The sequence below is a fragment of the Mycobacterium sp. NGS50 genome (genome assembly GCF_059812545.1).
In genome coordinates this window covers 1-17395 of sequence record NZ_JCALCW010000060.1, presented here as the reverse complement: position 1 = coordinate 17395, position 17395 = coordinate 1, and the positions used below count along the sequence as shown (strand labels likewise).

The window sequence follows — 17395 nt, the reverse complement described above, 5'->3', positions numbered from 1 at the left end:
CCTAGATCAGTTCCTTGAGGAGGTAGGGCCGTGAATCAGGCGATCCTGCATCGCACCTCAGCGATCCGGCAGTACCTCACCAGCGCCCACCGGGCGATTGATCCGGTGCTGATCCACAAGTACGCCGCCGTCGCGGCCCGCTGGGAAGCGGTGCGCCTGCTGATCGACACCGGACGCGCCACCGCAGCCGATGACCGCCGTTTCGCGGAGCTGAGTCACCTGCTGCGCACTCTGACAAAGAAAGTCCACCTTCCCACGTGCTCCAAGGCCAATAAGCGGGTTGACGGTATCCCCGGATTGACCGACTCGGCCGGGATGCTTCCCCGCGACCCGTCGCGCATCATCTGCCCAGACTGGCGCGAGGCCGCGTGGGACTGGTAGCACAACCCAAATATGCAAGAAAATTGAATGAGCATTCTATCCATTATCGGTGATCTTGAAAAGGCCGGCTTCACCGATGCAAAAATCACCAAGGCCCTTAACGAAAGCACCGCGGTAAAGGCTGCGGTCATCGCCAAGGCGAAGACCGTTCAAGAGTATTGGCGTGATCTAATTCCGATCGGTACCCGCGCAACGCACCCGCTGCAAAAGGGCGGCGTTGAGACAAATTCGCCGGGAGATGCGAGAAAGTCCATTCGGATCAAATACGAACACGAGCCAGCATTTCACGCAAGGGTTTACTCAAAAGACCCAGTGGTGCGCTGGCTGGAATATGGCACTTCAAAAATTGAGGAACGCGGATATGCCGCCCGTACCGCAGCAGAGTTTGGCGCCGAAGTTGGCGGAAAGCACAAGGCCGCCGAATGAGTGACCAGATAGGCGAGCGTTTCATCACGCTGGTCTGGGACGTTCTGCGAAACCCCGAATGCACCGACTCCGGGGCCCTACTGCGGGCCGCTAGCGCGTTCTTGGACGCGGTACAGCCGGCCGCAGGGGAACTGCCCGACTCAGCGCGCACCGTCGCCTACCGCGCCTGCGACTACGCCGTGTTCGGCGGCGACGTCTGGCCGCTGAAAGACGCGCTGCGCACCTACGCAATGCGCGCGGGCCTGGAACGCCAGGGCCGCAAAATCGCCCACCTGGGCGACCACTAGAGAACTTTGCAGGCCCCGCGCCTGCACAGGGGCCTACCGGCTCTACGCGCCCGCCGCTGTCACTGACACCCGCCGCCGCGCCGCCTGGTAGGCCGACAACCGCGCCGCCGAATAAGCCCGCTTCACATTTTAACCCGGCTGAAAGCCCGCGAGGTTAGGTAATCGCCGCTTATTGCGGCTCACTTAACCATAGAAAGAACAACCAATAAACAAATGAATACCGCACAATTAGAAGCCCGCGAACGCCAGTACAAGGAAGCGGTCGGAAAGCTTCTGGGCAAGGTGAAAACCAAGGGTTTCGTCGCCCGCGATGACGAGCTTGAGGCGAAGTCACTGGAAGCCGAACGCGACGTTCTCAAATGGGAGCGCGCGAAGCTGGAAGCCGGCGGCAAGACGGCCGCAAAGCTGGCCGGGGGTGCTAACGCTAAGGGCTGCGACTCCGCAGCCGATACCAAAGCTGTTGTCGCCCCGCAGGCCGACCCACGGTTCATTCCCGAGTCGGACTGGCGCGGACTGTTTGAGGCGACGCAGAAGCGGCTGCCTACCTACCGCATCGAGACCAAGGCTCCGTTCAACGAAGGTGACTTCACGTCGGGATCGCTGCCGCCGGTCATCATGCCGCAGAACACCCTTCAGCTTCAGTACGAACCTGATCGGCTGCTGGATCACTTCACCCAACAGACCGCCCCTATCGGGCCTGGCGTCGAATGGATCAGCCACACCGGGAACACGAACCCGGCCGCGGTTGTGGAAGAGCTGGGAACCAAGCCCGATCTGGGCATGATCCTGACCACGAACACGGCAAGCTGGGTCAAGATCGCGGCTACGGCGTCGGTGTCTATGGAAGCCGCAAGCGACTTCGACACCTTCCAGACGTTCGTTCCGAATGAGATTTACCGGGCCATCGTCAACGCCGAGACGGAGACGTTCGTCAACTCGGTGTCTGATCCTGTTGGACTGTTGCACGTCCCCGGCACCCTGTCACGGTCTGTCGGTGAGGACACGAACATCGACGCTATCCGCAAGGCCGCTAACGATATCCGCGTCGGCTCTGCGTTCGGTGAGGCGAACCTGATCGCCATGCACCCGAACACCTGGGCCGCCGTGTCGCTGTCCAAGAGCAGCACCGGCCAATACTTGCTGAACCCCGATGATCCATCAGCGATCGGTGACCTCAAGAGCATCTTTGGCATGCAGGTAGTCCAGAACACCAAGATTCCTGCTGGCACCGCGCTGGTATTCGACACCAGCAAGGCCGTGTTACGTTGGGTGCGTTGGGGATTCAGCATCGAGATCAACTCGCACGGGGGCGACGGCTCAACTAACTACTGGACTCAGAACGCCATCGGCTACCGCGGTGAAATCCGTGAGCAGATCGGCGTGCAGTACGCGAGCGCCATCAACATCCTAACCGGATTGCCGATCAGCTGATGTACCAAGACCCACACGGTAATTCGGTAGAGCCGATCACCTACGGGCTGGCCCCCGCTGTGTCCCTGTCGGGCGTAAGTGCGGTGCAGAACGGCGCCGCCCTAGATGGCCTGTCAGTGCGGTCCGTAGCCGTGATGTCGGTAACCACCACGGCCGGCGTTTCAGCGGGTGACGTCCAACTGCAAGGCAGTCTGGACGGCACCAACTGGTTTAACCTCGGCTCCGCGGTCAGCACCACCGCGGCCAGCACCACGACTCAGACCGTCGTCACGTCCGCGTACGCACGGTTTTTCCGCGCCGCCATCACCACCGCAATTACCGGCGGTCAGGTGTCGGCAAGCGTCGGCGTGTCCGGGTGATGGCCGCCAGTTCTCATTCGAGCGTCAACCCGAGGCGACCGAGGGCCGCGAGCAATCCGAGGCCCGTCAGCGCTTCGCGCTAAATAACGGTTCGCGCGTCGTCTGTTTGGAGCGACGCGGGAAGGCCAGCGGTGGTTAGTCGATTACCACGCGGCTGGCAAAGGGGCCGAGGCGGATCGGGTTGTCCCCGCCTCGGCCCCCTGAGTTTTTAAATCTTGCCGCTGCGCGCTTCGGGCGTCTCTCCCACCCGAAGGCTTGCTGCGCGGCAACAACAGGCACGGCTACCTCCAAGGCCGCGCCGGGGGCGGCGGGATAACTGGAACGCCGCCCCCACCACAAACGTCCCGCTGCATGCGGGCGACTCGCGCAAAACGCGCGTAAGAAACTTGCCCAGGGATCGGCCTTACCCGTCCGGTCGCTGGGCGGCTGAAACATCTCCCCGTTGTTCGTTACCTAAGCCGGGCGCTGTTCCTTCGTCTACGGCCTGCCCAGGACCCCTATTTTCCCTTCTTCTTGGCCTGGGATAGGTCACTCCCGGCAACACTTTTCACCGTCTTCGGTGTCTTCGGGTTGCTCAGCAGCTTGGCGGCCTTGCTCGCGTCCTTCTTGCTTGTCGTCATTTTTTGTTCTCCGATATTTGGCGGCCCGGGTCTCCCGGCGGGAGTGCATAGCGAACTCCCGGCCGTGACCCTACCGCCGCCTACCGACAACAAGCTGTCTTAGTCGCGAGGCCGTGTCGGTGTTAGTCGCCAGGCCCCCGCACAGGGCTTCTAGCGCAGGGCGCTCAGGACCGCATCGGCAAGGCCGCTGACCGGGGTATCTTCCGCTACCCTTGCTTTCCGATCCTCCAGGGTGACCACTTCCCCAGACTGGAATTGGAACGTCACCACACGCAACCAATGACTGTGGTGATTCTTAAAGTCGTCGTAGGCAAATCCGTATGTCGTCCTGACGTCGATTAGCGTTGATAGTGGACGCGCCGACTCCTCGGCAGACGCAGCTTCTTCTTCACCGCGGTACTCAATGCTGCGCAATAGTTCACCATCAAGCCAGTACACGGTGTATTCACCCTTTACCTGATCGGATACCTCGGCGAATGCCGTCCATCCGACCGCGCCGCGGTGGTTCAGCATCTCCAGCAGCGTCCGGGGAATACTCTTGGCGTCGCTGCCGTAAAGCTTGATTCTGACGTTTCGTAGTTGTTTTTCGTAATCGTTCACACACCCCAGGATAGGCAACCGCAACCCGCGTAAAACGGATTGCAAAAAAAATCGCCGTTCTCAGTTCTGCGAGACGTCCCCGTCCGCAACCATCCACCCTTGCTCGCGCATCATCCTCTTGACGCGCTTCTTCTCCTTGCGCGCAGCCTTATACTCTGCCTCGGCCGCCGCCAGCTCCTCGTTGGCCACGCGCGCCCTCTCCGCGGCAGCGTCGGCCTCCCGCTGGGCCTGCACAGCGGCGATCCGAAGCGCCTCCCGCTGACGCGCCTGCTGGACGCCCCGCCAGAGACCCCACACGACCACGCCCACCAGCGCGGCGACACCCCACCATCCGGTGGCGCCCAGGAACATCAGCAGGACGATGATTACCAGGAACCATTCGATGATCTGCTTCATGCCTTCCCCCTCCGCTCCAGTGTGCGCGCAGTCCCCGACAAACGGACGCAACACAACGAAAACGGCCGCCAGAGTCCCCCTGACGGCCGTATGTCGTGCGGGTGGCTACTCGGTATCGGGCGACGCCTCACCGGGCACGAACAGCTCCCGCACCAGCAACCATTGCTCGCGGGTCATTGCGTACCCAGGTTCCCGCCTTACCTCGGCGCGGTCGGTCATCGCGTCAGTCCTTCCAGGTGGTCAGCGGCATCGGTAAGGGCCGCGATCAGCTCGCGTACCTCGCGGGGTGCCAGCGGGTAGTCCGGTACCGCTTCGATGCTCACCCTGGGACGCACAACCTCACCCGTGAAACTTTGGTGGGCGACGCTGAAAAGGCTGACGATGCCACCGTTAGCCAGCTTGATTTCCCGCTCGCGGCCAACCTCCAGCCACCGGCCCCCGGTGCGGTTGTCCCACCGGCCCGCGCGCGTCCCCGGCCGCACGGGGATCTCGGCGAGGTCGTCGTAACGTGATGCACGCTCATGATGTGTGTTCTCCTATCGGTCGGCCCCGGTCCCCGGCGGAACGGTGTGAGGCCACCCGCTTGGCTTACACCCGCCACGGGTGTACCAGTCAAGAGACACTTACCGCACGATGTGGGGTTAGCTGTTCCCCAAGATAATTAACACCACAGCAATCTTTATTTTCCTGGTTTTCCCAGTTCAGTACAGTGCTCAGCTAAGTCAGAATGGTCAGTTCCTTGGGGAACCGGGTCAGCAATTCCGGGTCCTGCCCTGCGGCATCCGGGGGCACCAGCACTGTGTCCTCGATGCGAACGCCGCCACGGCCGGGCAGATAGACGCCGGGCTCCACGGTCACCACGGAGCCAGCAAGCAGTGTACCGGCGGCGCTCGCGCTGATTCCCGGCGCTTCGTGTATCTGCAGGCCGACCCCGTGGCCCAGACCGTGACCGAAGTGCTCGCCGTGCCCGGCCGCGGTGATGATGTCGCGCGCGGCGCCGTCGACGTCGGCCAACTCGGCCCCGGGCTGGACCGCCCGCCGACCGGCCCGTTGCGCGGCCTCCACCAGCTGATACACCTCCCGCTGCCAGTCCGCGGCGCGGCCCAGCACAAACGTGCGGGTCATGTCGGAGTGGTAGCCGCCCACCAGGGCGCCGAAGTCGATCTTGACGAAGTCTCCGGCGGCCAGCACGGCGTCGGTGGGCCGGTGGTGCGGTACGGCGGAGTTGGGCCCGGCGGCCACGATCGTCTCGAAGGACACGCCGTCGGCCCCGTGCTCGAGCATCAGGGCCTCCAGTTCGCGCCCCACCTGGCGTTCGGTGCGCCCGGGCCGCAGACCGCCACCGCTGACCAGCTCGGCCAGGGCGGCGTCGGCGGCCTCGCAGGCCAGCCGCAGCAGCGCGACCTCGCCGGCGTCCTTGACCTCGCGCAGCGCCTCCACCAGCCCCGGGGCGCGGACCAGATCGCTGCCCTCGGCGGCGCCGGACAGCTTGTCCAGCCCGTCCACGGTGACCACATGGCTTTCAAACCCCACCCGCCGCACCGGGGCGGCGGCGGCGCGGCCGACCAGGTGGTGGCCACAGGCCCGCTCGATGGCGACCTCCAGATCTGGCGCCTGGCGGGCGGCCTGGGTGCGATAGCGGCCGTCGGTGGCCAACACCGGTGGCCGGTCGTCGGCGAACACCAGCAACGCGGCGTTGGAGCCGGTGAACCCGGACAGGTACCGCACGTTGATCAGGTCGCTGACCAGCATCGCGTCCAGTTCCGCGGCGATCAGGCCGGCACGCAGGCGATCGCGACGCTGGGAATATGTCACGTCGCTTGACGGTACTCGCTACGCTGTCACCCCATGAGGAACTGGTTGTTGCGCGGATTGGTGTTCGCGGCCGCGATGTTGGCCGTCCGTTTGGTGCAGGGTGCGTTGATCAACGCCTTCCCCACCAGCGCGGGCCTGATCAGTGTGCTGCTGGTTCTGGCGTTCATCGCCGGCCCGGTCATCTGGGGGCTGCGCGACGGCCGCGCCGACGCCACCGCCAACCCCGACCCGGACCGGCGCGCCGACCTGGCCATGGTGTGGCTGGTCGCCGGGCTGATCGCCGGGGCGCTGAGCGGAGTGGTGGCGTGGGCCATCTCGCTGTTCGACAAGGCGCTGTACACCGGCGGGTTCCTCAACGAGGTCAGCACCTTCGCCTCGTTCACCGCGCTGCTGGTGTTCCTGCCCGCCATCGGCGGGGTGGCCGTGGGCCGGTTGTTGGTCGACCGCCAGCACGCCAAGGACCCGGTGCGCCACCACGGCCTGGCCGCCCACGGTGAGGACCGGGCCGACACCGACGTGTTCGCCGCGGTCGGTGGTGGCTCAGCCGCGGTCGCCGATGACGCGCCGACGGCGGTGATCCGCACCGACGACCAGGGCTAGTCCCCGCCGGCCAGGTAGCGCAGGGCCAACAGGTAGCCCTGTACCCCGAGCCCCACGATGACTCCGGTCGCGATCGGGCTCAAGTAGGAGTGCCGCCGAAATTCCTCGCGAGCGTGCACGTTGGAGATGTGCACCTCGATGAGAGGCCCGCTGAGTTCCGCGCACGCATCGCGCAGCGCCACCGAGGTGTGGGTCAGGCCGCCGGCGTTGAGGATCACCGGTTCACCCGCGTCGGCAGCCTCATGAATCCACTGCAGCAGCTGCGCTTCACTGTCGCTTTGCCGAACAACGACATTCACACCCAGCCGGGCAGCTTCGGCCTCGATCAGCGCCACCAGATCGTCGTGGGTGCTGTCGCCGTACACGGCGGGTTCGCGGCGGCCCAGCCGCCCCAGGTTCGGGCCGTTGACGACGTTGATCCGGCTCACTTGGTGCCCACCTCGGCGTAGGCGGCGGCCAGCAGCGACGGGTCCGGAGCCTCCAACCGGCCGGGCTTGGCCAGCGCGTCCAGGACGACGAAGCGCAGCGTGCCGGCGCGGGTCTTCTTGTCGCCCGCCATGTATTCCAGCAACTGGGGCAGCGCGTCGGCGTCGTAGCTGATCGGCAGTCCCAGTGAGGTCAGGATTGTGCGGTGCCGCTCGGCGGTGGCGTCGTCGAGCCGTCCCGCCAGCCGGCCCAATTCAGCGGCGAACACCAAGCCGACGGATACGGCTGCACCGTGACGCCACTGGTAGCGCTCGCGGCGCTCGATCGCGTGCGCCAAAGTGTGTCCGTAGTTGAGGATTTCGCGCAGCTGGGATTCCCGTTCGTCGGCGGCCACCACTTCGGCCTTGACGGTGATCGCCCGCCGGATCAGCTCGGGCAGCACGTCTCCGGCGGGGTCCAGGGCGGCTTGCGGGTCGGCTTCGATCAGGTCCAGGATCACCGGGTCGGCGATGAATCCGGCCTTGACGATCTCCGCCATGCCCGCCACGATCTCGTTGCGCGGCAAGGTTTCCAGCATGGCCAGATCGACCATGACGGCGGCAGGCTGATGGAAGGCGCCGACCAGGTTCTTGCCGGCGTCGGTGTTGATTCCGGTTTTGCCGCCGACGGCGGCGTCGACCATGCCCAGCAGGGTGGTCGGCACGTGCACGATCGAAACCCCGCGCAGCCACGTCGCCGCGGCGAAACCCGCCACGTCGGTGGCCGCACCGCCACCGAGACTGACCAGCGCATCCTTGCGGTCGATACCGATGCGGCCCAGCACATCCCAGATGAAACCGACGACCGGAAGATCCTTGCCCGCCTCGGCGTCGGGGATCTCGATGCGGTGTGCGTCGGCACCACGCTCGGCCAGATACGCACGAATCGCCTCCGCCGTCTGGGTCAGCGTCGGCTGATGCAGGATCGCGATGCGGTGCCGGCCGGCCAGCTGATCACCCAACTCCCCCAGCAGTCCGGTACCGATCAGCACCGGGTACGGCGGGTCGACGGCCACCTGGACGACGATGGGGTCCGCTACTGCCTTTGTGGTGTCGGTCATTTCCGTATCCCGGCTCGGCGGGCGGCCAATGTCGCCGGTGTCACCCGCGGTTGATCGATCGGCTGTTCGTCTGCTGTCGCGGGCCGCAGCGCCACCGGTTGCCGCGGCCGCGCCGGCGAGCGGCGCCAGCGGGGGCGACGCGCCCCGCCGCCCGCGGCCGGATTCTCCAGCCGCGACACGATGTAGCGCACCACGGCACCCGGATTGCGCCGGTTGGTGTTGACCCGGACGGTGGCCACCTTGCGGTACAGCGGCACCCGCTGCTTCATCAGCGCGCGGTACTTTTCAGCGCGATCACCGCCCGCCAGCAGCGGCCGCACGGTGGCGCCGCCGGTTCGCCGGATCCCCTCGGCCGCACAGATTTCCAGGAAGACCACGGTGTGACCGGCCAGAGCGTCACGCACCCCGTCGGTGGTGATGGCGCCGCCGCCAAGCGACAGCACCCCGTCGTGTTCGGCGAGCGCTTGGCGTACCACCTGCTCCTCGATCCGGCGGAACTCCGGTTCCCCGTCGGTGGCGAAGATGTCGGCGATGCTGCGGCCGGTCTGCTGTTCGATCGCGACGTCGGTGTCGAGCATGTCGACCTCCAGCGCCTTGGCCAGCCGACGCCCGATGGTTGACTTACCCGACCCGGGCAGCCCGACCAGCACTGCCTTGGGGGCCATTATCCGGACGCCCGGTTTTCGGCGGCGATGACGCGGCGGTAGGACTCGATGTTGCGCTGGGTTTCGGCCAGCGAGTCGCCGCCGAACTTCTCCAGGGTCGCCCGGGCCAGCACCAGTGCCACCATGGTCTCCACCACCACCGCGGCGGCCGGGACCGCGCACACGTCGGAGCGCTGGTGGATGGCGACGGCTTCCTCGCCGGTGGCCATGTCGACGGTGGCCAGCGCCCGCGGCACCGTCGAGATCGGCTTCATCGCGGCCCGGACCCGCAGCGGCTGGCCGTTGGTCATACCGCCCTCGAGGCCACCGGCCCGGTTGGTGGAACGCACCACGCCGTCGGGGCCGGGATACATCTCGTCGTGCGCGTGGCTGCCGCGGCGGCGCGCGGTGGCGAAGCCGTCGCCGATTTCGACGCCTTTGATCGCCTGGATGCCCATCACGGCCGCGGCCAGCTGCCCGTCGAGCCGGTTGTCGCCGCTGGTGAACGATCCCAGCCCGATCGGCAGCCCGGACGCGACCACCTCGACGACACCGCCGAGGGTGTCGCCGTCCTTCTTGGCGGCCTCGATCTCCTCGATCATGGACCGTTCGGCGTCCTCACCGAAGGCGCGAACCGGGCTGTCGTCGATCGCGGCGAGGTTCTCCGGCTGCGGCGGCGGGCCGTCGTAGGGGGTGGAGTCGCCGATGGAGATGACGTGGGAGAGGACCTCGACGCCCAGCGCCTGCCGCAGGAACTGGCGGGCGATGGTCCCGGCGGCCACCCGGGCCGCGGTCTCGCGGGCGCTGGCACGCTCCAGAACCGGGCGCGCGTCGTCGAAGCCGTACTTGAGCATGCCGGCGTAATCGGCGTGGCCGGGCCGCGGCCGGGTCAACGGTTCGTTGCGCGCCAGCGCAGCTAGCTCACCAGGGTCGACCGGGTCGGAGGCCATCACCGATTCCCACTTCGGCCACTCGGTGTTGCCGATCTCCACCGCGATCGGCCCGCCCAGGGTGAGCCCGTGGCGAACCCCGGCCAACACGGTGACCTGGTCACGCTCGAACTTCATCCGCGCGCCCCGGCCGTAGCCGAGCCGACGACGGGCCAACTGGTCGGCGATGTCTTCCGAGGTGATACCGACGCCGGCGACCATGCCTTCGACCACAGCCATCAACGCACGGCCATGGGATTCACCAGCAGTCGTCCAACGCAACACGTGTCCCATCTTCCCACGTCGGGTTGTGTCCGCCCAAAAGCCGACCCGCCGTGAGCGCCGCGCGGCAGCGCCGTTGACGCCGAGTGGGAACCAGCCGACGCGACACGCCCGCGACGCGCCGTGGGTTTCCGTCTCGACGCGAGACCGGCGGTCAGAGCAACGCCAGCCCGACCGCGGCGGTACTCGCCACACACATCGCCGGACCGTGCGGCAGCATCCGCACCCCGCGCAGCAGCGCCCACGCCGCGGTCAACACCGGGGCACCCAGCGCCGCCAGTAACCACACGTCGACACCGAAACTGCCGGTCAATGCGCCCAGTCCGAGCGCGAGTTTGACGTCGCCGGCGCCCAAAGCCGCCGGTACGACCAGGTGCACCAGCAGATACATGCCGGCCAGCGCCAGGGCCCCGGCCACCGCCGGCGCGCCGCGGCCGTCGACCGCGGCCACCGCGCCGATCACCGCCGCTCCCGGCAGGGTCAGCCAGTTGGGCAGCCGTCGCCGCGTCGCGTCGTAGCCGCTCAACAACACCAGCCACACCCCCAGCAGCACCCCCGCCAGCATGGACGGCAGGCTAACCCAGCGCGGCCTCCATGGCCGCTCGCGGCGCCGGCAGCCCTGTGAACAATTCCACTTGGGTGAAGGCCTGATGCAGCAGCATCTGCAGGCCGCTGACCACCCGGCCGCCCGCCGCCGCGACCGCCGCCGCCAGCGGTGTCGGCCACGGCTCGTAGATGGCGTCCAGCAGCACCGGGATCCGTGCCAGCGCCGGTGCGTGGCGGGCCGCCACCTCGGCGGGGATGGTGTTGATCAGCACCGTCGCACCGTCGGGCAAGGCCAGCCCGTCGAGGCTGCCGAACGTGGTCGACACACCCAGCCCGATGCCCAGGTCCACCAGCCGGGCCGCCTTGGCGGGGTCGCGGGCGACCACGGTGATATCGCTGACGCCCAGGTCGGCCAGCGCCACCACGGCCGCCGGGGCGGTCCCGCCCGACCCAAGGACCACAGCGTGCCCCGATACCGCGCCCAAGGCTCCGCGCACGCCGTCGACGTCGGTGTTGTCGGCGTGCCAGCCCTCGCCGATGCGTACCAGGGTGTTCGCCGAGCCGATCACCTCGGCGCGCGACGTCGCGGTGTCGGCGCAGGCCAGCGCGGCGAACTTGCCCGGCATCGTCACCGACACACCGATCCATTCCGGACCGAAACCCCTTACCAGCGTGGGTAGCTCGTCGGCACCGCATTCGATGCGCTGGTAGCTCCAATCCCGCAGACCCAGCGCGCGGTAGGCCGCCAGGTGCAGTTGCGGGGACCGGGAATGGGCGATCGGCGAGCCGAGGACGGCCGCTTTACGGGGACTCATCGGGTGCTGTCGAGGACACCGTTGCGTTTGGCCAACTCGATGTTCGCCAGATGCTGCTGATAGTCGCGGGTGAACAAGGTGGTGCCCTGGTCGTCGATGGTCACGAAGTACAGCCAGTCCCCCTCGGCGGGACGTTCGGCCGCGCCGAGGGCATCCGTGCCCGGGGATCCGATCGGGGTGGCCGGCAGCCCGTGCAGCAGGTAGGTGTTCCACGGCGTGTGCTGGGCCCGGTCGGCGTCGCTGGTGGCCACCTCGCGCCGGTCCAGCGGATAGTTCACCGTCGAGTCGAACTCCAGGCTGCGGTGTGCGGCGAGCCGGTTGTAGATGACCCGGGCCACCTTCGGGAAGTCCTGCGGTTTGGCCTCCCGCTGCACCAGCGAGGCCACCACCAGCACCTCGTAGGGCGTCATGTTCAGCGCGGTCGCGGTGTCCTGCAGGTGACCTTCGGCGTAGCTGGCGGCGCTCTGGGTGATCAGCGTGCCCAGGATGGTGGCCGGCGGTGCCGACGGGTCGACGTTCCAGGTGCCCGGCGCGATGAGCCCCTCCAGCCGTCGATGGTCATCGCCCATCGCGGTCACCTGCTGGGTGGCCCAGCCGGGTACCGCCAGCGCTTCGAGGGTGCCGGTACGGGCCGCGGCGCGCAGATCCTCTTCCTTCACGCAGCGCTGATCTCCGTCGAGGTCGACGCAGGTGGCGTGCGCGATCAGGCGGAAGATGCCGTCGGTGACCGCGTTGGTCTTCATGTCGCTGGTGTCGTCGAGCTGGCGGCCCTCCGGGATGACCAGCCGGCCCACCCGATTGCTGGGGTCGGTCAGCCGCTGGACCGCCGAGGCGGCCGGAATCTCGGTGCGCACCCGGTAGAAGCCCGGCTGGATGGCCGCGATCGCGGTGTTGCCGTGCGCGGCGTCGACGAATGCCTTGACGGTGGCCACCACGCCCTGCTTCTGCAGGTTCTCGGCGATCGCGGTCGTGGTGTCGCCGGCGTGCACCTCGACCACCAGATCCGTCTTGCCGTCGCCGCCGTAGTCGGTGACCGGGCCGGACAACGTATGCCACAGTTTGGAGCCCAGGAACACCGCCGCCACGACCACCGCGAGCAGCGCACCCAGGGACAACCCGCCGACGATGCGCCGCCGGCGCTGGTTGCGCCGGGCGCGGTTACGCGCGGCCCGGCTCACCGCGCGCCGGGGCCGGCCGACTGCCTGAGGTTGTGCCCGCTCCGTCTCAGACACCGCTGATCCCGCCGGGCGGTGCCAGCGCGGCGCGGCGCTGGTCGAGCCAGGATTGCAGGATCGCCACTGCGGCAGCCTGGTCGATGATTCCGCGCTGTCCCTTGGCCCGCACCCCCGCCTCGCGCAGCGACCGCTGCGCGCTGACTGTGCTCAGCCGCTCGTCGGCCAGCCGCACCGGGACCGGCGCGATGCGCCGGGCCAGCGCGTCGGCGGTGTGGATCGCATCGCGCGCGGCGGGCCCGGAGCGATCGGCCAGGGTCCGCGGCAGGCCGACCACCACTTCGATCACCTCCAGCTCGGCGACCAGTTCGGCCAGCCGGGACAGGTGCGCATTGGACCGATCGCGCCGCACCGTCTCCACCGGGGTGGCCAAGATGCCGTCGGGATCGCTGCAGGCGACCCCGATGCGCACACTGCCGACGTCGACGCCCAGCCGTCGGCCCCGCTCCGGCGTGGGCCGGTCGGGCTGGCGGTCTGTGTCGGTCACCGGGTCAGCTCCGCGCGATCTCGGCCCGCACGGCCTGCAGGGCGGCCTCGATGCCGGCGGAATTCTTCCCGGACCCCTGAGCCAGGTCGGCCTTGCCGCCGCCGCGTCCGTCGACCGCCTCCGCGAGATGCTTGACCAGGTCGTTGGCGCGCAAGCCGAGCTCCTGGGCGGCCGGGTTGGCGGCGATCGCGTAGGGCACGGTGTCGGCGTCGCCCTCGCAGATCAGCGCGACCACGGCCGGCTCAGCACCCAACTTGCCGCGGATGTCGCCGACCAGGGAGCGCAGATCACCCGCCGTCATACCCGCCGACATCCGCTGCGCCACCAGCCGGACATTACCGATGCGCTCGGCACCGGCGGCAGCATTCGCCGCAGCTGCGCGCGCCGTGGCCAGCCGGGCCCGTTCGAGTTCCTTCTCGGCGACTTTGAGCCGGTCCACCAGGTTGGCCACCCGCGCCGGCACCTCCTCGGAAGGCACCTTCAGCGAGGACGCCAGCCCGGCCATCAGCGCGCGCTCCTTGGCCAGGTGACGGAATGACTCCAGCCCGACGTAGGCCTCGACCCGCCGCACCCCGGAACCCACCGACGATTCACCCAGGATGGTGACCGGCCCGATCTGCGCCGAGTTGTGGACATGGGTGCCGCCGCACAGTTCCAGCGAGAACGGCCCCCCGATCTCGACGACCCGCACCCGCTCGGGGTACTTCTCGCCGAACATCGCCATGGCGCCCATCGCCTTGGCCTTCTCGAGTTCTTCGGTGAAGGTGTGCACCTCGAAGTCGGCCTGCACCGCCTCGTTGGTGACCTCTTCGACCTGGCGGCGTTGCTCGTCGCTCAGCGCCCCCTGCCAGTTGAAGTCGAACCGCAGGTAGCCCGGCCGGTTCAGCGACCCGGCCTGGACGGCGTTGGGGCCCAACACCTGCCGCAGCGCAGCGTGCACCATGTGCGTGCCCGAGTGGCCCTGGGTGGCGCCTTTGCGCCAGCCCTGGTCGACGGCCGCGGTCACGGTGTCGCCTTCGACGAACTCGCCGGACTCCACATTGACCCGGTGCACGAACAGGGTCTGCGCGATCTTCTGCACATCGGTGACCGCAGCTTGAGCCGGCCCGGCGCTGATGGTGCCCGCGTCAGCGATCTGACCGCCCGCCTCGGCGTAGAGCGGGGTGCGGTCCAGGATCAGTTCTACGCGATCAGGTGAGCCCGCGTCTTTTTCGTGGGCCACCACCGGCACCCGTTTGCCGTCGACGAAGATGCCCAGAATCCGGGCCTGGGAGGTCAACTCGTCGAATCCGGTGAACTCGGTGGGTCCGGCGTCGATCAGCTCGCGGTAGGCGCTCAGGTCGGCGTGGGCGTGTTTGCGGGCGGCGGCGTCGGCCTTGGCCCGCTGCCGCTGCTCGGCCATCAACTCCCGGAACCCGGCCTCGTCGACCTGCAGGCCGGCATCCGATGCCATCTCGCACGTCAGCTCGATCGGGAAACCGTAGGTGTCGTGCAGGGTGAAGGCATCGGTGCCGGACAGCACGGTGACCCCGGCCGACTTGGTGGCTGCCGCGGCTTCCTCGAACAGCCTGGAGCCCGACGCCAGGGTGCGGTTGAACGCGGTCTCCTCGGCCACCGCGATCCTGCTGATCCGGTCGAAGTCGGTGACCAGCTCCGGATACGACGGGCCCATCGCGTCGCGCACGGTGGCCATCAGCTCACCCACGATGGGACCCTCGATGCCCAGCAGCTTGGCCGACCGGATCACCCGGCGCAGCAGTCGGCGCAGCACATAGCCGCGACCGTCGTTGCCGGGGCTCACCCCGTCGCCGATCAGGATCGCGGCGGTGCGGGAATGGTCGGCGATGATCCGGTACCGCACGTCGTCGGCGTGATTGCCGGTGTCGTAGCCGCGGGGCGCGCGGGCCGCGACCGTGTCGATGACCGGGCGGACCAGGTCGGTCTCGTAGACGTTGTGCACACCCTGCAGCAGAAACGCCACCCGCTCCACGCCCATGCCGGTGTCGATGTTCTTGCGCGGCAACGGCCCGAGGATCTCGAAGTCCTCCTTGGAGGTGCCCTCGCCGCGCTCGTTCTCCATGAAGACGAGGTTCCAGATCTCGATGTAGCGGTCCTCGTTGGCGATCGGGCCGCCGTCAATGCCGTACTCGGGTCCGCGGTCGTAGTAGATCTCCGAGGACGGCCCGCACGGCCCCGGGATGCCCATAGACCAGTAGTTGTCCGCCATGCCGCGGCGCTGGATCCGTTCCGCGGGCAGACCGGCAATCTGCTGCCACAGCTGCACGGCTTCGTCGTCGTCCAAATAAACGGTCACCCAGAGCTTTTCGGGGTCGAATCCGTAGCCGCCGTCTGCGAGGCTCTTGGTCAGCAGTGACCACGCCAGCTCGATCGCACGCTGCTTGAAGTAGTCCCCGAACGAGAAGTTGCCGGCCATCTGGAAGAAGGTGTTGTGCCGGGTGGTGATACCGACCTCGTCGATGTCGGGCGTGCGGATGCATTTCTGGACGCTGGTCGCCGTCGAGTACGGCGGGGTGCGCTGGCCCAGGAAGAACGGCACGAACTGCACCATGCCGGCGTTGACGAACAGCAGGTTGGGGTCATCCAGGATCACCGAAGCGCTGGGCACCTCGGTGTGACCCGCCTTCACGAAGTGATCGAGGAACCGTTTCCTGATCTCGTGTGTCTGCACTATCTGTCGCTTCCCGCCGTTATCGCACCTAATAGACGGCCCTACAGTACCGGTCTGCCGATCACCCCCTTGACGCCAAGCGGGTGCGACGCCGATCAGGCGCTACCGACGAAACTCAGCCGCACCGATCGGCGCGGGTTGTCCCGGTTGAGGTCCACCAGCACCACCGACTGCCACGTGCCCAGCAACGGCTCGCCGCCGGACACCGGCAGCGTCACCGACGGCGACACCAACGCCGGCAGCACATGATCGGCACCGTGCCCCGCCGAGCCATGGGCGTGGCGATACCGGTCGTCACGCGGCAGCAAGCGTTCCAGGGTGTCGACGAGGTCGGCGTCGCTGCCGGCGCCGGTCTCGATGATCGCCACTCCTGCCGTCGCATGCGGCACGAAGACGTTGCACAGGCCGTCGCGGTGACCGGCACAGAATGACCGCACCTGCTCGGTCACGTCGACGGTGCGCCGACGAGCGGTGTCGATGTCAAGTACCTCGGTGTCCATATCGTCAAGCCTACGACCCGTCGAACAGTCGCAAACTCGTATGTTTCTGCGCGGAATTGTGCGCGTTTGCGTCTACTCCAGGCGTATCCACATTGCGCTGAATTACCTATTGCCACAACCCGTTCGGCGGAGGATGGTGGTACCTGGACCGGTGGCGCCACCGGGGCGCTGCCCCGATCAAAAGGAGCGGATCGTGTACGCACGCTCCACCACTGTGACTGCGCAATCCTTATCGGTTGACGCCGGGATCGCGCATATTCGCGACGAGGTCATGCCCGCGCTCCAGCGGATCGACGGCTGCATGGGTGTGTCGCTGTTGGTTGACCGGCAGACCGGCCGGTGCATCGCGACCAGCTCGTGGGAGAGCGACGAGGCGATGCACGCCAGTGCCGAGCAGGTCCGGCCGATTCGGGACCGGGCCGCGATCATGTTCGGCGGATCGCCCAGGGTCGAGGAGTGGGACATCGCGGTTTTGCACCGCGACCACCGCACCAACGACGGCTCGTGTGTACGCGCCACCTGGGTCAAGGTGCCGCGCGAGCGCATGGACGACGGTATCGAGTACTACAAGTCGGCCGTCCTGCCGCAACTCGAGGGCCTCGACGGGTTCTGCAGTGCGAGCCTGCTGGTCGACCGGGCGTCCGGCCGGGCCGTGTCGTGTGCCACCTTCGACAGCCTGCAGGCCATGGAACGAAACCGGGATCAGGCGACCGAACTCAAGACCCGCTCGATGCGGGAGGCCGGCGTCGAGGAACTCGAGGAGTGCGAGTTCGAGCTGGCCCTGGCGCATCTGCGGGTGCCCGAGCTGGTGTAGGCATCTCGCCATCTCGC

General features: G+C 67.5%; 19 protein-coding genes and 3 pseudogenes. 7 read left to right on the top strand and 15 right to left on the bottom strand.

The window, feature by feature from the left end; translation table 11 throughout:
* Positions 1-30 precede the first annotated feature (30 nt).
* The 5 genes from AC5Y36_RS25235 (at position 31) to AC5Y36_RS25215 (ending at position 2884) form a co-directional block, all read left to right on the top strand.
* Positions 31-381: a hypothetical protein gene (locus tag AC5Y36_RS25235; RefSeq protein ID WP_500043711.1), complete on the top strand. Its 351-nt coding sequence runs from the start codon at positions 31-33 to the stop codon at positions 379-381.
* Positions 382-408: 27 nt separating this feature from the next.
* Positions 409-807, top strand: coding sequence for a hypothetical protein (locus AC5Y36_RS25230; protein ID WP_500043710.1), 399 nt, complete (start codon positions 409-411; stop codon positions 805-807).
* Positions 804-1094, top strand: coding sequence for a hypothetical protein (locus AC5Y36_RS25225; protein ID WP_500043709.1), 291 nt, complete (start codon positions 804-806; stop codon positions 1092-1094). The genes AC5Y36_RS25230 and AC5Y36_RS25225 overlap by 4 nt, the downstream gene beginning before the upstream one ends.
* Before the next feature lie 213 nt (positions 1095-1307).
* Entirely contained in the window at positions 1308-2525 is a 1218-nt protein-coding gene (locus AC5Y36_RS25220) for a phage major capsid protein (protein WP_500043708.1), read from the top strand.
* A gap of 83 nt (positions 2526-2608) precedes the next feature.
* Complete coding sequence (locus AC5Y36_RS25215; protein ID WP_500043707.1) at positions 2609-2884, top strand: hypothetical protein; 276 nt, start codon at positions 2609-2611, stop codon at positions 2882-2884.
* 497 nt (positions 2885-3381) lie between these two features.
* Here AC5Y36_RS25215 and AC5Y36_RS25210 read toward each other — a convergent pair whose 3' ends face one another.
* The 5 genes from AC5Y36_RS25210 to AC5Y36_RS25190 form a co-directional block, all read right to left on the bottom strand.
* Complete coding sequence (locus AC5Y36_RS25210; RefSeq protein WP_500043706.1) at positions 3382-3504, bottom strand: hypothetical protein; 123 nt, start codon at positions 3502-3504, stop codon at positions 3382-3384.
* 150 nt (positions 3505-3654) lie between these two features.
* The gene (locus tag AC5Y36_RS25205; RefSeq protein ID WP_500043705.1) at positions 3655-4104 is read right to left on the bottom strand and encodes a hypothetical protein; all 450 of its coding nucleotides are present in this window, start codon (positions 4102-4104) and stop codon (positions 3655-3657) included.
* Between the two features lie 60 nt (positions 4105-4164).
* The gene (locus tag AC5Y36_RS25200; protein ID WP_500043704.1) at positions 4165-4500 is read right to left on the bottom strand and encodes a hypothetical protein; all 336 of its coding nucleotides are present in this window, start codon (positions 4498-4500) and stop codon (positions 4165-4167) included.
* Positions 4501-4715: 215 nt separating this feature from the next.
* A complete protein-coding gene (locus tag AC5Y36_RS25195) occupies positions 4716-4982 on the bottom strand; it encodes a hypothetical protein (protein WP_500043703.1) in 267 nt (88 codons plus the stop codon).
* 235 nt (positions 4983-5217) lie between these two features.
* The gene (locus AC5Y36_RS25190; protein WP_500043702.1) at positions 5218-6315 is read right to left on the bottom strand and encodes a M24 family metallopeptidase; all 1098 of its coding nucleotides are present in this window, start codon (positions 6313-6315) and stop codon (positions 5218-5220) included.
* 33 nt (positions 6316-6348) lie between these two features.
* Between AC5Y36_RS25190 and AC5Y36_RS25185 the strand changes: the two are divergent.
* Positions 6349-6885 (top strand): annotated as a pseudogene (locus AC5Y36_RS25185) (B-4DMT family transporter); the annotation flags it as partial.
* 26 nt (positions 6886-6911) lie between these two features.
* Here AC5Y36_RS25185 and aroQ read toward each other — a convergent pair.
* The 10 genes and pseudogenes from aroQ to AC5Y36_RS25135 form a co-directional block, all read right to left on the bottom strand.
* Positions 6912-7343, bottom strand: coding sequence for a type II 3-dehydroquinate dehydratase (gene aroQ / locus AC5Y36_RS25180; protein WP_500043701.1), 432 nt, complete (start codon positions 7341-7343; stop codon positions 6912-6914).
* The gene (aroB, locus tag AC5Y36_RS25175; RefSeq protein WP_500043700.1) at positions 7340-8440 is read right to left on the bottom strand and encodes a 3-dehydroquinate synthase; all 1101 of its coding nucleotides are present in this window, start codon (positions 8438-8440) and stop codon (positions 7340-7342) included. Before aroB ends, aroQ begins: the two co-directional genes overlap by 4 nt.
* Positions 8441-8580: 140 nt before the next feature.
* Positions 8581-9105: pseudogene (locus tag AC5Y36_RS25170) on the bottom strand (shikimate kinase); the annotation flags it as partial.
* A complete protein-coding gene (gene aroC / locus AC5Y36_RS25165; RefSeq protein WP_500043712.1) occupies positions 9105-10298 on the bottom strand; it encodes a chorismate synthase in 1194 nt (397 codons plus the stop codon). The pseudogene AC5Y36_RS25170 and the gene aroC, both read right to left, overlap by 1 nt.
* Positions 10299-10449: 151 nt before the next feature.
* A complete protein-coding gene (locus tag AC5Y36_RS25160) occupies positions 10450-10860 on the bottom strand; it encodes a prepilin peptidase (RefSeq protein ID WP_500043699.1) in 411 nt (136 codons plus the stop codon).
* A 10-nt stretch (positions 10861-10870) separates the two neighbouring features.
* Complete coding sequence (locus tag AC5Y36_RS25155; RefSeq protein ID WP_500043698.1) at positions 10871-11656, bottom strand: shikimate dehydrogenase; 786 nt, start codon at positions 11654-11656, stop codon at positions 10871-10873.
* Entirely contained in the window at positions 11653-12888 is a 1236-nt protein-coding gene (gene mltG / locus AC5Y36_RS25150) for an endolytic transglycosylase MltG (RefSeq protein WP_500043697.1), read from the bottom strand. Before mltG ends, AC5Y36_RS25155 begins: the two co-directional genes overlap by 4 nt.
* Positions 12881-13370, bottom strand: a pseudogene (ruvX, locus tag AC5Y36_RS25145) (Holliday junction resolvase RuvX); the annotation flags it as partial. The pseudogene ruvX and the gene mltG, both read right to left, overlap by 8 nt.
* A 9-nt stretch (positions 13371-13379) precedes the next feature.
* Positions 13380-16064: an alanine--tRNA ligase gene (gene alaS, locus AC5Y36_RS25140; protein ID WP_500043696.1), complete on the bottom strand. Its 2685-nt coding sequence runs from the start codon at positions 16062-16064 to the stop codon at positions 13380-13382.
* Between the two features lie 95 nt (positions 16065-16159).
* Positions 16160-16564: a secondary thiamine-phosphate synthase enzyme YjbQ gene (locus AC5Y36_RS25135; RefSeq protein WP_500043695.1), complete on the bottom strand. Its 405-nt coding sequence runs from the start codon at positions 16562-16564 to the stop codon at positions 16160-16162.
* A gap of 193 nt (positions 16565-16757) precedes the next feature.
* Between AC5Y36_RS25135 and AC5Y36_RS25130 the strand changes: the two genes are divergently transcribed.
* A complete protein-coding gene (locus AC5Y36_RS25130; protein ID WP_500043694.1) occupies positions 16758-17378 on the top strand; it encodes a hypothetical protein in 621 nt (206 codons plus the stop codon).
* The last annotated feature ends 17 nt before the right edge of the window (positions 17379-17395 follow it).